The sequence below is a fragment of the Enterovibrio calviensis DSM 14347 genome (genome assembly GCF_000621165.1).
Lineage (GTDB): Bacteria > Pseudomonadota > Gammaproteobacteria > Enterobacterales > Vibrionaceae > Enterovibrio > Enterovibrio calviensis.
The window spans coordinates 13,316-29,180 of record NZ_JHZA01000008.1; the positions used below are offsets into that span (position 1 = coordinate 13,316).

14 protein-coding genes are annotated in these 15,865 nt (G+C 48.1%); 6 read left to right on the forward strand and 8 right to left on the reverse strand.

What is annotated here, in order from left to right:
- Positions 1 to 105: 105 nt before the first annotated feature.
- The 4 genes from Q365_RS0107040 (at position 106) to Q365_RS0107055 (ending at position 3,941) form a co-directional block, all read left to right on the forward strand.
- Complete coding sequence (locus Q365_RS0107040) at positions 106 to 1,479, forward strand: cache domain-containing protein (RefSeq protein ID WP_028022682.1); 1,374 nt, start codon at positions 106 to 108, stop codon at positions 1,477 to 1,479.
- A 58-nt stretch (positions 1,480 to 1,537) separates the two neighbouring features.
- Positions 1,538 to 2,188 (forward strand): response regulator, encoded by a 651-nt coding sequence (locus Q365_RS0107045; protein WP_028022683.1) that lies wholly within the window; start codon positions 1,538 to 1,540, stop codon positions 2,186 to 2,188.
- Positions 2,189 to 2,315: 127 nt separating this feature from the next.
- The gene (locus tag Q365_RS0107050) at positions 2,316 to 3,005 is read left to right on the forward strand and encodes a hypothetical protein (RefSeq protein ID WP_028022684.1); all 690 of its coding nucleotides are present in this window, start codon (positions 2,316 to 2,318) and stop codon (positions 3,003 to 3,005) included.
- 195 nt (positions 3,006 to 3,200) lie between these two features.
- Positions 3,201 to 3,941 (forward strand): SDR family NAD(P)-dependent oxidoreductase, encoded by a 741-nt coding sequence (locus Q365_RS0107055; RefSeq protein WP_028022685.1) that lies wholly within the window; start codon positions 3,201 to 3,203, stop codon positions 3,939 to 3,941.
- 293 nt (positions 3,942 to 4,234) lie between these two features.
- Here the strand turns inward: Q365_RS0107055 and cspE are convergent, their stop codons facing one another.
- Together cspE and Q365_RS0107065 are read right to left on the reverse strand one after the other, a co-directional pair.
- Positions 4,235 to 4,447, reverse strand: a complete 213-nt coding sequence (gene cspE, locus Q365_RS0107060) for a transcription antiterminator/RNA stability regulator CspE (protein ID WP_016958898.1) — start codon at positions 4,445 to 4,447, stop codon at positions 4,235 to 4,237.
- 334 nt (positions 4,448 to 4,781) lie between these two features.
- A complete protein-coding gene (locus Q365_RS0107065; protein ID WP_028022686.1) occupies positions 4,782 to 6,872 on the reverse strand; it encodes a VIT and vWA domain-containing protein in 2,091 nt (696 codons plus the stop codon).
- A gap of 369 nt (positions 6,873 to 7,241) precedes the next feature.
- Between Q365_RS0107065 and Q365_RS0107070 the strand changes: the two genes are divergently transcribed.
- Positions 7,242 to 8,426 (forward strand): TauD/TfdA family dioxygenase, encoded by a 1,185-nt coding sequence (locus Q365_RS0107070; RefSeq protein WP_028022687.1) that lies wholly within the window; start codon positions 7,242 to 7,244, stop codon positions 8,424 to 8,426.
- A 16-nt stretch (positions 8,427 to 8,442) separates the two neighbouring features.
- Here the strand turns inward: Q365_RS0107070 and Q365_RS0107075 are convergent, their stop codons facing one another.
- The 5 genes from Q365_RS0107075 to Q365_RS0107095 all read right to left on the reverse strand — a co-directional run bounded on the left by Q365_RS0107075 (position 8,443) and on the right by Q365_RS0107095 (position 14,367).
- Complete coding sequence (locus tag Q365_RS0107075; protein WP_051563773.1) at positions 8,443 to 9,453, reverse strand: GlxA family transcriptional regulator; 1,011 nt, start codon at positions 9,451 to 9,453, stop codon at positions 8,443 to 8,445.
- Between the two features lie 63 nt (positions 9,454 to 9,516).
- Complete coding sequence (locus Q365_RS0107080) at positions 9,517 to 11,202, reverse strand: BCCT family transporter (RefSeq protein ID WP_081796189.1); 1,686 nt, start codon at positions 11,200 to 11,202, stop codon at positions 9,517 to 9,519.
- A gap of 124 nt (positions 11,203 to 11,326) precedes the next feature.
- The gene (locus Q365_RS0107085; protein ID WP_211254244.1) at positions 11,327 to 12,295 is read right to left on the reverse strand and encodes a 3-hydroxyacyl-CoA dehydrogenase NAD-binding domain-containing protein; all 969 of its coding nucleotides are present in this window, start codon (positions 12,293 to 12,295) and stop codon (positions 11,327 to 11,329) included.
- A gap of 10 nt (positions 12,296 to 12,305) precedes the next feature.
- Complete coding sequence (locus tag Q365_RS0107090; RefSeq protein ID WP_028022691.1) at positions 12,306 to 13,196, reverse strand: BKACE family enzyme; 891 nt, start codon at positions 13,194 to 13,196, stop codon at positions 12,306 to 12,308.
- A 214-nt stretch (positions 13,197 to 13,410) separates the two neighbouring features.
- Positions 13,411 to 14,367 (reverse strand): GlxA family transcriptional regulator, encoded by a 957-nt coding sequence (locus tag Q365_RS0107095; RefSeq protein ID WP_028022692.1) that lies wholly within the window; start codon positions 14,365 to 14,367, stop codon positions 13,411 to 13,413.
- 127 nt (positions 14,368 to 14,494) lie between these two features.
- On the opposite strand from Q365_RS0107095, the gene Q365_RS0107100 reads away from it, so the two are divergent.
- Positions 14,495 to 14,986 carry a thioesterase family protein gene (locus tag Q365_RS0107100; RefSeq protein WP_028022693.1) on the forward strand — a complete coding sequence of 164 codons (492 nt, stop codon included), beginning with the start codon at positions 14,495 to 14,497 and terminating at the stop codon, positions 14,984 to 14,986.
- 82 nt (positions 14,987 to 15,068) lie between these two features.
- Here Q365_RS0107100 and Q365_RS0107105 read toward each other — a convergent pair whose 3' ends face one another.
- Positions 15,069 to 15,800: a helix-turn-helix domain-containing protein gene (locus Q365_RS0107105; RefSeq protein ID WP_028022694.1), complete on the reverse strand. Its 732-nt coding sequence runs from the start codon at positions 15,798 to 15,800 to the stop codon at positions 15,069 to 15,071.
- Between the last annotated feature and the right edge of the window lie 65 nt (positions 15,801 to 15,865).

Below are 15,865 nucleotides of genomic sequence, written 5' to 3' on the forward strand. Positions count from 1 at the left end.
CGTAAAAAAATATCAGTTAGAAAACGGACTTACCGTACATAGCAATGCGTAATCGGCGTACGTGTTTTTACGTAGTTAATAGAGAATTGAAGAAAAATCGAAATCATGTTGACGAAATTATCAGGCATAAGCACGCGGTTAAGAGTCAAAATCCTTATCCTCGCAATGCTTCCCTTACTGTTGATGTTTGGGCTAATTATTGGGCTCGTCGTTATTCAATCTGATGCGTTGTCTAAGAATCAGGCCAATCTCATCCGCTCAGAAACCTTGTTGTCCAAAAAACAAGAACTGCTTAAGTACGTTGAATTGGCTCGAGCCTCTATTGCTCCAATTTATGACACCGCTAACGAAAATGATGACGAAGCCAAGCAAGCCGTCATCAATATTTTGAATAATCTCACCTACGGCGAAGATGGTTACTTCTTTGCGTATACCTACGACGGCACCAACCTCGTGCTGCCCTACCAGCCCGAAATGGTCGGGCAAAATATATGGGATGTTGAAGACAATCGCGGCTTCAAGTTGCTACAAGCCCTTATACGTGTCGCGCAACAAGGTGGCGGATTTGTTGACTATTACTGGCACAAGCCATCTAGAAAAGAGCAAGTCAAAAAACTCAGTTACGCCATTGGGCTAGATAAGTGGGGATGGATGGTCGGTACCGGCGTGTATATTGATGACATCGACACGCAGGTTGCATCCGTGCATGGGAAAATTGATGAAACCATTAGCAAAACCTTTATTGGCCTTGGCATCACGTTAGTGATCACCATTGGCATTATGGCTAGCCTAGCCACCAGTATTCACATCAGTGCTCGTGAATTAGCGGACAAAAAACTGCAATCGCTCAACAGACAAATCATCGAGTCACAAGAAGAAGAAAGGACGCGAGTCGCACGAGAGTTACATGACGGCATCAACCAGATGCTGGTTTCCGTGAAATACCGATTCGACAGCATCAAAGACGCAAAATCAGACCAAGAACGTGATAACAACGTTTCACTCGGCCAATCCACTCTGGACGACGCGGTTCGCGAACTCAGACGAATTTCAAAAGACTTACGCCCCGCTCTATTAGACGATTTAGGTCTGCTTTCAGCGTTAGAAGATCTGGCGAAGGAGGTTTCTGAACGCTCTGGCATGCAGGTCATTTTCGAGCACCACCTCAATATGGCTGATGTATCAAAGCTTACTGAAACCACCCTCTATCGAGTGGCTCAAGAAGCGCTCCATAACGCCGAGAAACACGCCAATGCCAAAGGGGTCGACATCATACTTCAGCAAGAAGAACAGGAAATCATGCTGACTATCGCAGATGATGGTGTTGGATTTGAGGAACATAGTGTCAACACTGTAAGCCAGTCAATGGGGTTAAAAAACATGCGCGAGCGTATTGAAAACTTAGAGGGATCTTTTTCAATCAACAGCTTACCCAATCAAGGCACAGAGATTCGTGCGATTGTCCCTATTAACCATTAGTCGAACACGCAAGGATTGCTGAGAGAATTAAAGTAGTGAACCAACAAGGAGAAACACGATGACGACGCTCTTGCTCGCAGATGATCATGTCTTGCTTCAAGATGGGCTAATGGAACGATTGTCTAAGCAGCCACAATTCACCATTTTAGGCGCCGCCAACGATGGCGAAGCGGCTATAGAGAAAGCCCTCGAATTAAAACCCGATATTCTACTCACTGATATTTCTATGCCGAAAAAGACGGGTTTAGAGGTGCTGTCCGTCTTACACACCAAAGCTCCTGAGATAAAAGTGGTAATCCTCAGTATGCACAACAACAAGGAATACATCATGGCCGCAATGCGCGGCGGTGCAAAAGGCTATGTGCTAAAAGATGTGTCATCACTAGAACTCGTCCAAGCGTTAGATATCATTGCCAACGGCGGCTCTTATTTTAGTGCTGGCGTGTCTGAAACCTTGCTCGAAAGCATGAGCGCCCTAGAGCAAAAAGAAAACGACGACACTCTTCCTACTCCTCGAGAAAAAGACGTGCTAATCCTTATCGCCAACGGCGCATGCAATAAGACTATCGCCAGAGAACTCGATATCAGCGTGAGAACGGTGGAAACACATCGGCTACGTGTCAAAAAGAAACTCGGCGTAACATCCACGGCAGGTCTAGTGAAATACGCGATCGAGCATGGGTGGATTGAAAAAGGTAATGAAGACTGATCGATTGGGAGATCAATCAGTTATTCATGCCGGCTTCTATTTTCCGATTACTTGATGTGAAATAAGATTTTTCATGGTCAAAGCAGTATCGTGTTGATAAGGCATTCTTTTTCAATGGAGACTTGTGATGCATCAGGAGCAATTCCCAGTCCCAAAGTATCCTGACATGGCTTTTAAAGGCGTGTCACTTCAGGCGCTGAATCAAAACATGCCTGATTTTGTTGTGACATCCAAGTGGTACGCTCGCCTCGCTATTTCTCTGGCATTTTTGATTTTTGCTGCCATCACCATCGCGAGTTGTGTGTATTTTGGCTTAACACAAGATGCCTTCTTTATTGCCACGCTCAGCGTGACACTTTTGCTCTATCTCGTTTCCATGCCTTTACTGACCAACACTTTTATTGAGTCCGACCGCGTAAAACAAAAGGTGAATCAGTCCAAACATGCCTATTTAGTGAAAGCTCTGACGAACACGCCCGTCGAAGAACGCTTACAAATTGCGAATGGCATTTGGCGCTCGCTCAGAAGCGAAGAATGGACGACGTGTATTAGCTATGCGCACACCGCAGACAAGCCACGAACCACCTATTGCTGCCAGCAAATCGGAAAGATCGCGTCGAATTTAACCCATAACAGCCCCGAAATTTTCAGCGATGCTATGCTTAAAATAATGAATAATCAAAGAGGTAGCGTTAGCTACTTCTTCGACATTATTATTATGCTTGGCGAGCAGCAATTTCACGAAGAACATGAAGAACAGAGAAAGGTCCGCGGAACAAAAAAATTACTGTTGGACGATTTGTTCACGCACCGCTAGCCAAGCGCTTCTCGTACCCATCGGATTAGATTATCGATCTTGAATTGGCACAGGAAGGATCGTCAAAAGCAACGAAGATATTGCAGAACGTCGTTATTCTGCTTGTGAGATATCTAAAGCCGCTATTGTCGATTTAGCCAGCAATCATGATTGAAAATTGACTCTGATTGGTACCACCTCCCAAACGGAGCGCACATGAAAATAGCCCTTGTTACAGGCGGCAGCAGCGGTATCGGCCTTCATACTGTCCTAGCATTCCATCATGCAGGATTCAAAGTCATTACATGCTCTCGCAATGAAGAAAAATGGAACAGGGTGCTAGCGCGTTATCCCCACTTGTCATCCATTGATTACCTTCCCGTTGACCTGAAAGACGTCCAACAAGTAGACCGCTTCTTTGGGTATATTCGCGAGAACTACGGCCATATCGATGTCGCCATCAACAATGCCGCTCCCCCGCTTGAATCCCGTGGCGACTATGGCAACGTGCCGATTGATGCTCTTTACAGCACAATGATTGGAGACTTCTGGTTACCTGCCCTTTGCTTACGTTACGAGATCAACCTCATGTCCGAGGGTAGTTCGATTGTTAACGTCAGCTCAGTCAACGGTTCTCGCCCAAACCCTAACGCTGCGATGTTTTCAGCGACCAAACATGCGATTGAAGGATTAACGCGTTCTGTCGCAATTGATGCTATCCGCAAAGGCATTCGCGTGAATGCTGTCGCGCCAGGGGTCACTTGGACTCCACGCTGGGATCAACAGCAAGCCGAGTTAGGCAGTGCATTAAAAGAGACAGTGGCAAGGCAAGTGCCCAATGGGAGATTTGCGATTCCTGAAGAAATAGCCAATGCCATATTGTGGTTAAGCTCAGAACAAGCAAGCTATGTCGTGGGTCATACGCTGGTGATGGACGGCGGTTTGAGTTTGAGCTGAGATCAGCAGTGATCACGAAGCAATCAAAGCAAGATTTCAAGCCATCAGAAACGGTTCAAAGCCGTTAAACGGATCGGGATGACAATGCGAAAAGTCGGCGTGATCAAGCTAAGGTGTTGAAGAAATAGGTGTTAGTCGTGTGCTTTGGCAAAGCGATAGTAAAAAAGAATGCTGAAACTGAACAAGTGATTTGTAACGATTGGTATTGAGAGAGGGAAAAGCGGGGGAGAAAACAGGTAGTGCAGATAAAAAAGTAGCGCAAATGGCAGAGCCACTTGCGCCGACTTTCGAAATTATAGAGCTACTACGTTAGCAGCTTGTGGGCCTTTTTGGCCTTGCTCAACTTCGAAAGATACTTTTTGGCCTTCAGAAAGAGTTTTGAAACCCTCAGAAGCGATAGCACGGAAGTGAACGAATACGTCAGCACCGCCGTTGTCTTGAGTGATGAAACCGAAACCTTTATCTTCGTTAAACCACTTTACTAGACCAGTTGTTTTGTTAGACATTTTGTGTCCCTTATATTTAATTCAAAAAATATTCGCATTAATGCGATGCACTGTGCTGGAATTATTTAATGTGACGATGAAGCTAAGGGAAACACAGAGAACTACAACTAGTGACGAAATCTGAGGTTTTACTTTTACTTTACGCTTTATTAATAACTCTGACTTACAGAGCGAGGCCAATATTACTCTAGTCAGGGCCATTGTAAAGACTTATTTTGAATTAGGCTGAAGAAAAAACAGGCCAGTTCTTAAACGATGATATGCCGCACTCTTATCATCACAAACGAAACAGGACCCTCGCTTGAGCGCCCTGTTTCTGTGAGAAATACGACTATCATCGCTTCCTAGTTAGCCCCCAACGACTAAGCATCCCCAACCCTAACAACATAAACACCATCCAGTTCATGCTACCTCCACTGCTTCCACTGCGAGGACGCGAATGCGTGGGTGCAGGTTGGGTAAACATTGGCTGACTCGTGTCGGCTTGTGTTGGTTGTACGTTCTGGGTTTGACGTGTTTGTCGTGCTTGCTGCTCTTTCTGCACGCGCGCTTGGTTATTGCGCTCAACGCCAAGCTGTTGGAATACATCCTCTTCGACCACCAGCAGCGAGGTGTAGTCCGTCAACAGCCCATACTCGACGGCGATGTCTTCTATGGCTTGTTCTTTGTCCGCATCTTTCTGCTCAAGGTAATCCATCTGCGCTTCTAAATCTCGAATTGCTGAGAATGCCCACATTCTTTCAAGCTCTGGGTTACGCAGCGTTTTCTCTGGCAGTGATACCTTGGTGGTGTATCGACGCGTCTCGCCATTCACTTTCATGCTCAAGGTCACGTCCGCCGTTCCCGCTTTGAAGTAATGACCGAACACCGTCAGTTGCTCACCACGGTACAAGCTACTGATGGCTTCTGGTGTCAGATCTTTCACCTTCACGCCGTCGATATCCAATTGAATATCGCGATACGCTTGGTGCGTTAACTTGCTCGATATGTTGAGCAAATGCCCCATCATGTCATCCGCATTCGAAACGGAGGTAGCAACACCATTTGATAGCTTGGTCATCGGCACCAATAGCGGCGTATTCGCACTGTTACCCATGATGAAGGTAAACAAGCGGACATCGTATTTCTCCATCATTTGGAAGAATTTCCGCTTTTCAGTCACCCCCACATTCGCGACACCATCCGTCACCAGCACGATACCTGTTGGGCGGTCGGCATCGAGCTTACGCACCGCTGCGCCCAAACCTTCATAGAGATTGGTGCCGTTGCTCGGTTGCATGGCTGAAATTTCACTCAGGGCTTTTTCAACGTTTGTCTTGTTGGCAGATATGAAGCCATTGGTCAGGTCATACGTTGCGCTATCAAACATCACAATACGAAAACGGTCTTGTTGTGGCAGTTTGTTCAGCCCCTGTCGAACCCCTTCCGCCAAGGTGTTGTACTTGCCCGACATTGATCCTGACTTGTCTAAGACGAACACCCAATCGCGCCCTTGGGTTACAGGCCCCAAGTCATCACCCGGCGTAAAGGTGAGCTTCACGGTGCCGCGCTTTGATTCTTCAGGGTCACGGTACGCAACCATGTCCAAGCGACCCGGCAATCCATCTTGCAGACGCCAGTAAACCACGATGTCTTGATCCAAACGGTACGCAGGTGCAGAAGGTGATGCTGTCACGCCTTCCTCTTCAACCACGGCTGACGATTGGTTCGCCACTTGCGCCTTCCAAATCGTGTGCTCGCCTAACGCCTCTTGTGTGAGTGCTGCATTGGGGTGCGATGGCAAGCGCACACCGTCAACGGGATACGCGGATTTCAGTGCAACGTTGAACGAGAAGTCATGCTGCACGGCATCATTACGCGTCCAAAAGCTGTCGCGCGCTTCATCGACACCGCCCTCTTCCATCGGGTACACGTAACGGCCAATGCCGTGATCAATCAGCGCATCTTGCAGATAGACCAACCTCACCTTCACTCGCTGTTGAGGCTGAACAGGGAAGACGCGCATCTCAAACGTTTTGTACTCGTCTTTTTCAGTCAATGCCGTCGCATTGCCTTGCGCTTTTTGCTCTTCATAAATCTTTTTGGCTTTGTCTTTCGCCACGGATTCTGCAATCACTGGCGTGCCGTTTATCCAGTAAATGAACTCACCCACGACAGCTTCTTGCGGGACAGGAAACGAGTAGCGCGCTTCGAGCACGTCATTATTCGGGTTATAGAAGATTTGTTCGATGGACGTTGTCGCGTAGCCGTCTTCGATAACGACATCCACGTGGTGGGTTTCGATGGTGAGGTCTTGGTGTTGGCTGTTTGTCGGTTTCAATAAGCCGCTCGCCATCGCAGCGGGTGCAAACCAGCCTACTACAAACGTGAGAAATACCATTCCCCACGTCATCAATCTTTGCGTCATTTGCTGTTGGTTTAGCATCGTGTGCCTCCATTGCGTTGCTTCGTTGAGATTCGTTCTCTCATCTGCAGGGCGTTGATGTTGGCGTTGTTCGCGCCTGCAACTCTCTGCGTTTTCAGAAGCTTGCAACAAGACAGCGCAAGTCAAAAGCACCGTGTCCGAAGTGACAATATACGTAACGCTACGTCGCATGAGGTGACACCTTCTCGCCGAAACACCGTGTTGGTGTGCGTTAGCAGGGTCGATTCCGAAAAATTTATCGGCCCATAAAAACATGTCGGATTGGTGCAAAATGATGTCGACTGGGTATCACGGAAATCCTGAATCCTCGTAATAAGATGACTCAACGCATCACCTCAATTTTATTGGGATATTCACGAGGAAAGCACGATGACAGTCGCCGATACGCACACAGAAATTGCATCCTTTACGCCATATCCAATCAAACATGTTCCTGTTCGGGTTGATGTAGGCAGCGAGTCACTTTTGATCGCGTGGGATAACGGACATGAGAGCGAATACCACTACCTGTGGTTAAGGGACAATTGTCATTGTGCGGAATGCATCGCCACGCTCACTCGCGAGCAAGTCTTTGAGATTTGTGATGTCCCCGAAACCATTAAACCGAAAGAAGCTTATCTCTCTGAAGACAACAGACTCGTCATCACGTGGGATCATGCTGATCACAATAGCCAATATCACCCCGGGTGGTTATTCAGTCATTGTTACAGCGAAAGCGCCCTCGCCGCCAAACAATGGCAAGCGAAAGTGTGGGACAAAGACGCAATCAACCAAGCGCTGCCGACGAACACTTACCTCAACATCTTGCAAAGTGATCAACACCTTTTAACCTGGCTAAAGGATTTAAGAGATTATGGGATCGCGCTGATTAAAGATGTCGATACCGCGCCAAATACGCTGATAAACGTCGCGAACCGCATCTCTTTTATCAGAGAAACGAACTTCGGCACCATTTTTAATGTGCAGGCAAAAGCGGATGCAAACAGCTCGGCGTATACCGATTTGCGTTTGCCGCTGCATACCGATTTGCCCACACGAGAACTCCAGCCCGGCCTGCAGTTTTTGCATTGTTTAGTCAATGATGCCGCTGGCGGAGAATCCATTTTGGTTGATGGTTTTAAGATCGCCGAACACATGCGCGAGCATTACTCCGACGAGTTTAAAAGTTTATCCAGCATACCGATGGCCTTTTACAACAAGGACAAACACAGCGACTACCGCTTTCGCGGCAAAGCCATTGTGGTTGATGAAAACGATCAGGTAGTTGAAGTTCGCCTTGCGAACTTTCTTAGAGGGCCCATTGATGTACCCGCGCATCAAACCCTTGCGCTCTACAAAGCGTATCGCTGTTTTATTCGATTAACGAGAGAGGAAAGGTTTCAGTTTTTCCATCGCCTGAATGGCGGCGATCTGATCGTTTTTGATAACCGCCGCGTCTTACACGCACGCAATGCGTTCGACCTAAAAACGGGCTCAAGGCATTTGCAAGGCTGCTATATCGACAGAGATGAACTCTTGTCTCGGATAAGGGTGCTTGAAAGGGACGCGCTTTAGTTTCGCCAAGATTCAATTATTGAATCCCCGATCGGTATTGGCTGGCCGTGGTGCCATAAAGCGCGCGATAACGACGACTAAAATGGGCGGTAGAGCTAAAGCCACACGCTAAGGCGATATCCGCAATGCTGAGCCCAGAGTCAGACAACAGATACCGCGCGTGCTCCACTCGCATTTGTACGTAATACGCAGACGGAGAACAGGCCAAATGTTGCAAGAACAACCTTTCCAGGTGCCGAACAGAAATTGACAGGCTGTCTGCCAAATCCGATGTGGCTAAGGGGGTTTCAATGTTAGCGGCCATTAACGCGAGGGCTTTTACCATTTTAGGGTGATGTAATTTGAGCTTTTCGGCTTGGCTGGCTCGTTGATGATCGGTTTGGCTTCTCGCTGTACTTTTAATTAATTGCTCGCACACAAGGATCGCGAGTTCTGGCTCAAAATAGGTGTCGATTAAATACAGCATCATGTCAGTTGCGGCAGTGCCACCTGCACACGTGATGCGTTTGCCTTGAATTTCAAATAGCTCATCACTGATTTCAAGTTCAGGATAACGCTCTTGAAAGGACGGCTTCGCTTCCCAATGTAAGGTGATGGGATAGCCATCTAATAACTTGGCCTTGGCCAGTAAGTAACAACCCGTATCGAGCGCACCGATCATGAACCCGAGCCGATGCAGATCACGCAGCCATTTTATGGCGCTCTCTGACGTGTGCTTTTCTGGATGGAAGCTCGCATTCACAAAAAGGTTGCGGGGTTTTTCATTGGTATTGATTGAAATGGATTCCTGAAGTGCCAGACCATTGCTGGCTAAAACAGGCTCGCCATCTTCACTAAAACATTGCCAACGAAACAAGGTTTTACCTGCCAAGCGGTTTGCTATGCGTAATGGCTCGATGGCAGAGAGCAGTGACACCATCGCGTATTCAGGCAACAGCAGAAAAGACAAGGTGAAGACCCCATCATCATCAGCAATTAATGGCTTTTGTGCCTCTCGGGATGAAGATTTAAGTAACGAGGTTTGCATCAGATCTCCTAAAAAGATACGGCCTCTTTTTGCTCCGCCGTATCTTTTTAGTTTAGCTAAAGATTATTCGTCTTTGGCTAACGGTGTTTCATTGCCGCCATCGGTTCCTTTCCCCAACCCGCTCACATCGTTGAAGAGCGATTTAAGCACACCGAGCGTCATCAAAATGATCACCAAGCTTAGTGGCAAGGCCGCTGCAATATTGGCGGTTTGCAGCGCGCTCAACCCCCCTGCGACTAACAGGGCTGCAGCAACCAACCCAACAACAACACCCCAAAAAACGCGGAACGTTTTTGGCGGGTCTTCATTGCCCAAAGACAGAATGGTCGTTAATACGACGATGCCAGAGTCCGACGATGTCACAAACCAACTCATGAGAAGAAAGACCATCATGGCAGACACGATCCAACCGAGTGCGCCGTTACCAAAGATCCCATCAGCGTTAGCGAATAACGCCTCAGGCAAGTTCCACGCATTAACAAGATCAATAATCCCCGCCGTGCCCACGCCCGAACTGGCTGTCAGCTCTTGATAAAGTGCGGTTCCACCAAAGATTCCTAGCCACACGAAGATGATGGTTGTCGGCACGAGGAGCACGCCAATCACAAACTCTCTTAACGTGCGGCCACGAGAAATTCGCGCAATAAACAATCCAACAAAGGGGGCCCACGCTAACCACCAGCCCCAATAAAAAACTGTCCAGCCGTTTTGCCAATTCGCAGGGCCTTCTTCTTCAGGAAACCAAAGTCCCATTTGAATAAAGTTGGCGAGATAATCCCCAACGGCAGAACCAAAAGCACCTAACACCCAGCCAGTCGGCCCAGCAAACAAGAACAGCGCAACGACAATAATCGAAACAATAATATTCCACTGAGAAATGATTCTGATACCGCGCCCCACCCCAGACAGAGCGGACAAAATGGAAACGATCGTAATTAATGCAATCAGGGTAAGTTGCGTCGATATGCCTGGGTCTACACCAAACAGCCTTTCAAGCCCGACGGACATCTGGCTGACGCCCAACCCCAGCGAGGTTGCCACACCAAAAACGCACCCTAGCACGCCGAAAATATCGACCATGTGTCCAATGGGGCCATAAATACGATCGCCAATGAAGGGATAGAGTGCAGAGCGCAGTGCTAATGGGAGTTTTTTACGATAAGCAAAATAGGCCAATGACATACCGACAATCACATAGACTGCCCAGCCGTGAAATCCCCAGTGGAAGAAAGTAACCCTCAGCGCATCTACTGCGCGGTCATAGCCAATGGTGCCCGCGCCCGCCATGTCGGCGTAGGGGTTATTCGGATAACCAAACGCCCCGCTGTTATCGAGGTAGAAGATCGGCTCAGCAACGCCAAAGAATAAGATACCAATACCGATACCCGCGGAAAAAAGCATCGAGAACCACGCGAAGTTTGTAAAGTCCGGCCTGCTGTCATCATCGCCTAAACGCACGCTACCGAATCGACTAAAGACGATAAAAATACATACTGCGATTAAGAAAACGATGGTCACCATGTAATACCAACCAAACGTCACTTCAATCCAAGAACGAACACTGCCGAATACCTCTCCCGCAAATTCCGTGTTCACTCCCGTAAAAAACACGAAAACGAGTACCATCAGAGACGAACATATCGTCATCCCCTTATGCATGCCTTTAAATGGCCCTGACGGGGCAAGCTTTTCAGCTTTAAACATCCTAGTCTCTGCGGCTTCAAAGCCTTCTTGAGGAGTAGACGACATCAGCAAATCCTCCTTTGCTATGGTTTTTAGTGAGTGAGCATTCTTTCTCGCATTTTTAATTTCATTTCCACCTCTTTGATATTTATGTCAAAACAGTCATCTTGAATTTATTTGCTTTGAACGCTCAGCGTTTAATCCCTTTTTCTTCGCGATACTCATTCAGCGTTTGCATAATTCGGATGAGGCAATCATCACGCTCTTGCACCAGCTCATCGATGGACGCCCCATTGGCTTGCGTTAGGCAGCCTTCCACCATGTCATCTTTCAATGCTTGTGTGAGTTTTGGCGCTTTCAGACGTGTCCACGGCTCTTCTAACGCATCTTCAAAATGATCCAACAAATGCGCCATGCCCCCTTGCCCTCCGCCTAAATGGAAGGTTAAACAGTGCCCCATGATCGCCCAACGCAAACCCGGCCCATAGGCAATCGCTTTGTCGATATCTTCAACGGAGCATTCTTTGTTTGCGACCATATGGAGGGCTTCTCGCCATAATGCTTCTTGTAAACGGTTACCAATAAAGCCCGGCAGTTCTTTGTCCATTTTGGCGACTTGTTTTTCCGTTGCCTCATAAAAGGCAGCCGTCCAATCCACCACCTCTTGGCTGGTTCTTTCTCCGCCACACACTTCGCAAAAGGGCACGAGATAAGGCGGATTGAACGGATGGCCGACCACAAACCTATCGGGCTGAGTTTCAAGCTCACGAGCCATGTCTGTCATGGCAAACCCTGAGGTGCTGGAAATGATCACCACGTCAGCGGGGACGATGCGATCAAGCTCGGCAAATAACCCGCGCTTTGCATCCATTCGTTCGGGTGTACTTTCTTGGATGACCTCAACCTGATTGGCGAGAAGGTCTAGGGAATCAACAAAACGCAATTTGTCTTTGCTTGCGCCTTCTCTCAAGCCCAGTTTTTCAATGGTGGGCCAAATATTGTCGACCATGGTTAGCAGCTTTTCTTTTGCATTGGGGCCGGGGTCATACGCGACCACCTCCATGCCCATGCGAAGGAAATGCAAAGCCCATGCACCACCAATAACACCGGTGCCAATGACACCGACTTTTGTTACTTGATCCGGATTAGGACGCGCCATCATCAACCTCCTATTGCGTGCCACGAAGGCGCAATTTTTCGCGGGCTTCAGTTGGGTTCAAAACACGCGCCCCCATGTTTTCAATAAGATTAACGGCGCGTTCCACCAATTGACCATTCGTCGCCAACACGCCTTTTTCAAGATACAAGTTGTCTTCTAAGCCGACACGCACATGGCCGCCTAACAAGGCGGACTGCGCCGCCCAAGGCAACTGGTTACGACCCAGCGCAAACGCTGTCCATTGGCTGTGGTCTGGCAGCATATCCACCATGCCTTTTAGTAACGTAAAGTCCGGCGGTGCGCCCCAAGGAATGCCCTGACACAGTTGGAACATGGCGTTGTCATCAAGCAGGCCTTCTTTCATCATTTGCAGGGCAAACCAAAGATTGCCCGTATCAAAAATCTCTAACTCAACCGTGACACCAAGCTCTCTAATTCGGGCAGCTCCGCGCCGAAGCATGTCAGGGGTTGAGACATAGACAAGGTTGTTATCCCCAAAATTTAATGAACCACAATCGAGGGTACAGATTTCAGGTTTGAGTTCTTCAATGTGCACAAGGCGTTCAAGCCCGCCCACCAAATCCGTTTCTGGGCAAAATGCCGTTGGATTTTCTTCCGGCCCGATATAGAGATCGCCCCCCATGCCAGCGGTTAGATTAATGACAACGTCACAATCAGAGGCGCGCAAACGCTCGCAGACCTCTGCGTACAATTCGACGCGTCTCGATCCTTGTTTTGTCTCTGGATCTCGAACATGAATATGTGCAATTGCAGCGCCTGCATTCCATGCTTCTATCGCTGAATTGGCAATTTGTTCTGGTGTGATCGGCACATTTGGATTTTTATCCGCGGTATCCCCTGCACCATTAATGGCGCAAGTAATAATGACGTCTTGATTCATCGTAAGGGCTCTTTTTTTAGTTAAATAAAAACAAGAGGCACGTTGGCATGCCTCGTTCTCTTTATCGCGCACCTTCAGAGTTACACGTTAGAAACGGACGTTTTTGCCTAAAGCCGATGCTTACTAACCTAAAAAAGACGCAAATGAAGGCATGTCGCAAAATAGACATGGCTATCTATTTCCGACATGTTGACGTACGCAGGTTGCTTAGAATCTACCGTTCTCGGCTAGGGCGTTTGGAGAATTGCTCTTGATAGCAGCGGGTGAAATGGGAGAGGGAAACAAAGCCACAGGCTGTCGCCACCGATGTGACGCTGTCGTTGGTTTGTTGCAGCATCCAACGGGCTTTCTCAAGCCTAAGCTGACGGTAAAACGCTTTTGGGGTTTGCGCCAAGTGCCGTTTAAACAGACGTTCTAACTCCCTGTCTGAAATGTCAATCACTTCAGCCAACTCTGCAATTAACAGCGGTTCTTCGATGTTTTGCTCCATTAGTTGAACGGCTTCGATCAGGTGTGGATTACGGCTATCTAAACGGATTTGTAACGAACGACGCTGAGGTTCACTGTGCTCTCTTTGGTGGGTATAGACAAGCTCATCCGCCACGAGCGTTGCCAGCTCTTGTCCATGCTGCGTTCTGATCAGATAGAGCATCATGTCCAAGCCAGACAACGCCCCAGGGCAAGAAAAACGCTTTCTGTCGATGACCAGCAACTCTTGCACGAGCGTGACGTTCGGGAATGCTTCCTGCGTCGTTTCATGGTTTTCCCAGTGCATGGTTGCCCGATAACCATCCAAGATCCCAGCAGCGGCAGCGATATATGTGCCTGTATCCTGGCACCCAATGTCCGCGCCATAATGGCTCTGCTGACGAATAAATCCTAACAGTGCTGGCGTCGTTGCCAAGTCTGGATCACTGCCAGAACAGATGATGAGCGTTTCACATTTCTCAACGTCATTCAGCGGGGTATGCGTCATGATCTCAATGCTGTCGCTACTTGAGATCAGCCCACCGTTTTCGGAGATAAGTTGCCACTCGTACAAGTCTTCACCCTGCGTGCGATTGGCATGACGCAATGGATCTAACATCGCCGTCAACCCAAACAAAGAGAAGCCCGGCAGCAACAGGAAGTGAATCTTTTGTACTTTCGATCTTGAAGGGTCACCAAACACCTTTCACCTCGTCTTCCCGCTGATTTGTCGATAACAGTCAAGTTATGTGCGGCTTCAATCAAAAAGTCAGCCTTTTACAGCCTAGTATAGGAACCAGCCATCATGCTTATCTCACTGAGGATAAAAAATGCCAAACCACGCAGATAGGATTCAGTTATTCGAAAGCCCAGTGTTACCCGAATGGATTGATTACAACGGGCACATGAATGACGCCTATTATGTGGTTGCCTTCAGCAAGGCCATTGATGGCTTCATGGTGCACATTGGTTTGAATAAAGCATTTAGAGAAGAACACAGCGTTTCGATTTACACCCTTCAGAGCATGGTGACTTACCTAAAAGAAGTTGCCGAAGCCGAGCCAATCATTATCCAAGGGCAACTATTAGAAAGTGATAGCAAGAAGCTAAGGCTGTTTATGACCATGATGCATGCGCAAACGCACGATGAATTAGCAACGATGGAAACCTTGCTGTTACACATGGACATGCAAGCACACAGGGCAGCGCCTTTCTTGGAGCAAACTCAAGCGTTAGTCGACGCGATACAAACGGCTCACAACGTTCTCGACACACCGAAAAATGCAGGGAGCGCCATCGCGATCAAGCGCCCCAAGCCTTAGCTTTAGCTTTAGCTTTAGCTTTAATAGATAACAGGTTTAGAACAATGAGTCGTGCGCTTTCTGTTTCACTGCTCGCTATTCACTATTCGTATTCATCGAAAAGTGGGAAGGTCCAGCGGCGCATCGCGACCACCATTGAAGTGCCGTGGCGCTCTTGTATCGTTAAATCCGTGTCTTGGTTACATGAATCATAAAACTCACTCACCAGACGTTGAATACGTTGCTGAAATTTGTAGTTGGTCGAGAGCGACATCAGCCCTGTCGACATCACCAGTTTCTCTTCATCCCCCGCAAAGCGAGATTGGAAGAACGCGCTGATCACTTGTTGTTGGAAGAATTGCTGAATAGGGCCACCCGCCACCCATGAAAATGACGGCGAGATTTTGAGTTTAATGCGGTTATCCGGTTGAAGCTCAATCAAGTTCAAGCGATCTAAATGCGCCATTTTCTGAATCAACACGGTTTCAGGTAAGTTGTATTGCTCAAGGATTTGGTCGAAGCGATACCCATTCGTGATGCACACCGCAACCAATAGCAAAGCTTTGTCAGCCACCAGCTCTTCTTCTTGCTGCCACGTTAATTCAGTAATTTGATTGCTGCTTTCAGATGAGAGCTTAAACAGCTCACCCATTTCCATATCAATCAACTGACACACCGCCGACAAGCGCTCCAAGCTCAAGCTTCCGCCATTGGCAAACAGGCGTTTTACCGAGCCTTCACTGAGCGACAGCGCACTCGCGACATCTTGATAATTCACACCCCGTGCTTTGAGCTGCTTTTTCAGCGTTTGAACCACTTGATCACATTCAGCCATGCTTCCTCCTTGAAGTCACGGAACAGTAAACCGTAACCGCGTTGGCTTTTCCAGCGCTATCGTCG

Coding starts and splice junctions, on each gene's coding strand:
- Q365_RS0107105 (WP_028022694.1), bottom strand. CDS start 15,800: ATGGCTGAATGTGATCAAGTGGTTCAAACGCTGAAAAAGCAGCTCAAA.
- Q365_RS0107080 (WP_081796189.1), bottom strand. CDS start 11,202: ATGTCGTCTACTCCTCAAGAAGGCTTTGAAGCCGCAGAGACTAGGATG.
- Q365_RS0107075 (WP_051563773.1), bottom strand. CDS start 9,453: ATGCAAACCTCGTTACTTAAATCTTCATCCCGAGAGGCACAAAAGCCA.
- Q365_RS0107100 (WP_028022693.1), top strand. CDS start 14,495: ATGCCAAACCACGCAGATAGGATTCAGTTATTCGAAAGCCCAGTGTTA.
- Q365_RS0107090 (WP_028022691.1), bottom strand. CDS start 13,196: ATGAATCAAGACGTCATTATTACTTGCGCCATTAATGGTGCAGGGGAT.
- Q365_RS0107065 (WP_028022686.1), bottom strand. CDS start 6,872: ATGCTAAACCAACAGCAAATGACGCAAAGATTGATGACGTGGGGAATG.
- cspE (WP_016958898.1), bottom strand. CDS start 4,447: ATGTCTAACAAAACAACTGGTCTAGTAAAGTGGTTTAACGAAGATAAA.
- Q365_RS0107070 (WP_028022687.1), top strand. CDS start 7,242: ATGACAGTCGCCGATACGCACACAGAAATTGCATCCTTTACGCCATAT.
- Q365_RS0107045 (WP_028022683.1), top strand. CDS start 1,538: ATGACGACGCTCTTGCTCGCAGATGATCATGTCTTGCTTCAAGATGGG.
- Q365_RS0107085 (WP_211254244.1), bottom strand. CDS start 12,295: ATGGCGCGTCCTAATCCGGATCAAGTAACAAAAGTCGGTGTCATTGGC.
- Q365_RS0107050 (WP_028022684.1), top strand. CDS start 2,316: ATGCATCAGGAGCAATTCCCAGTCCCAAAGTATCCTGACATGGCTTTT.
- Q365_RS0107040 (WP_028022682.1), top strand. CDS start 106: ATGTTGACGAAATTATCAGGCATAAGCACGCGGTTAAGAGTCAAAATC.
- Q365_RS0107055 (WP_028022685.1), top strand. CDS start 3,201: ATGAAAATAGCCCTTGTTACAGGCGGCAGCAGCGGTATCGGCCTTCAT.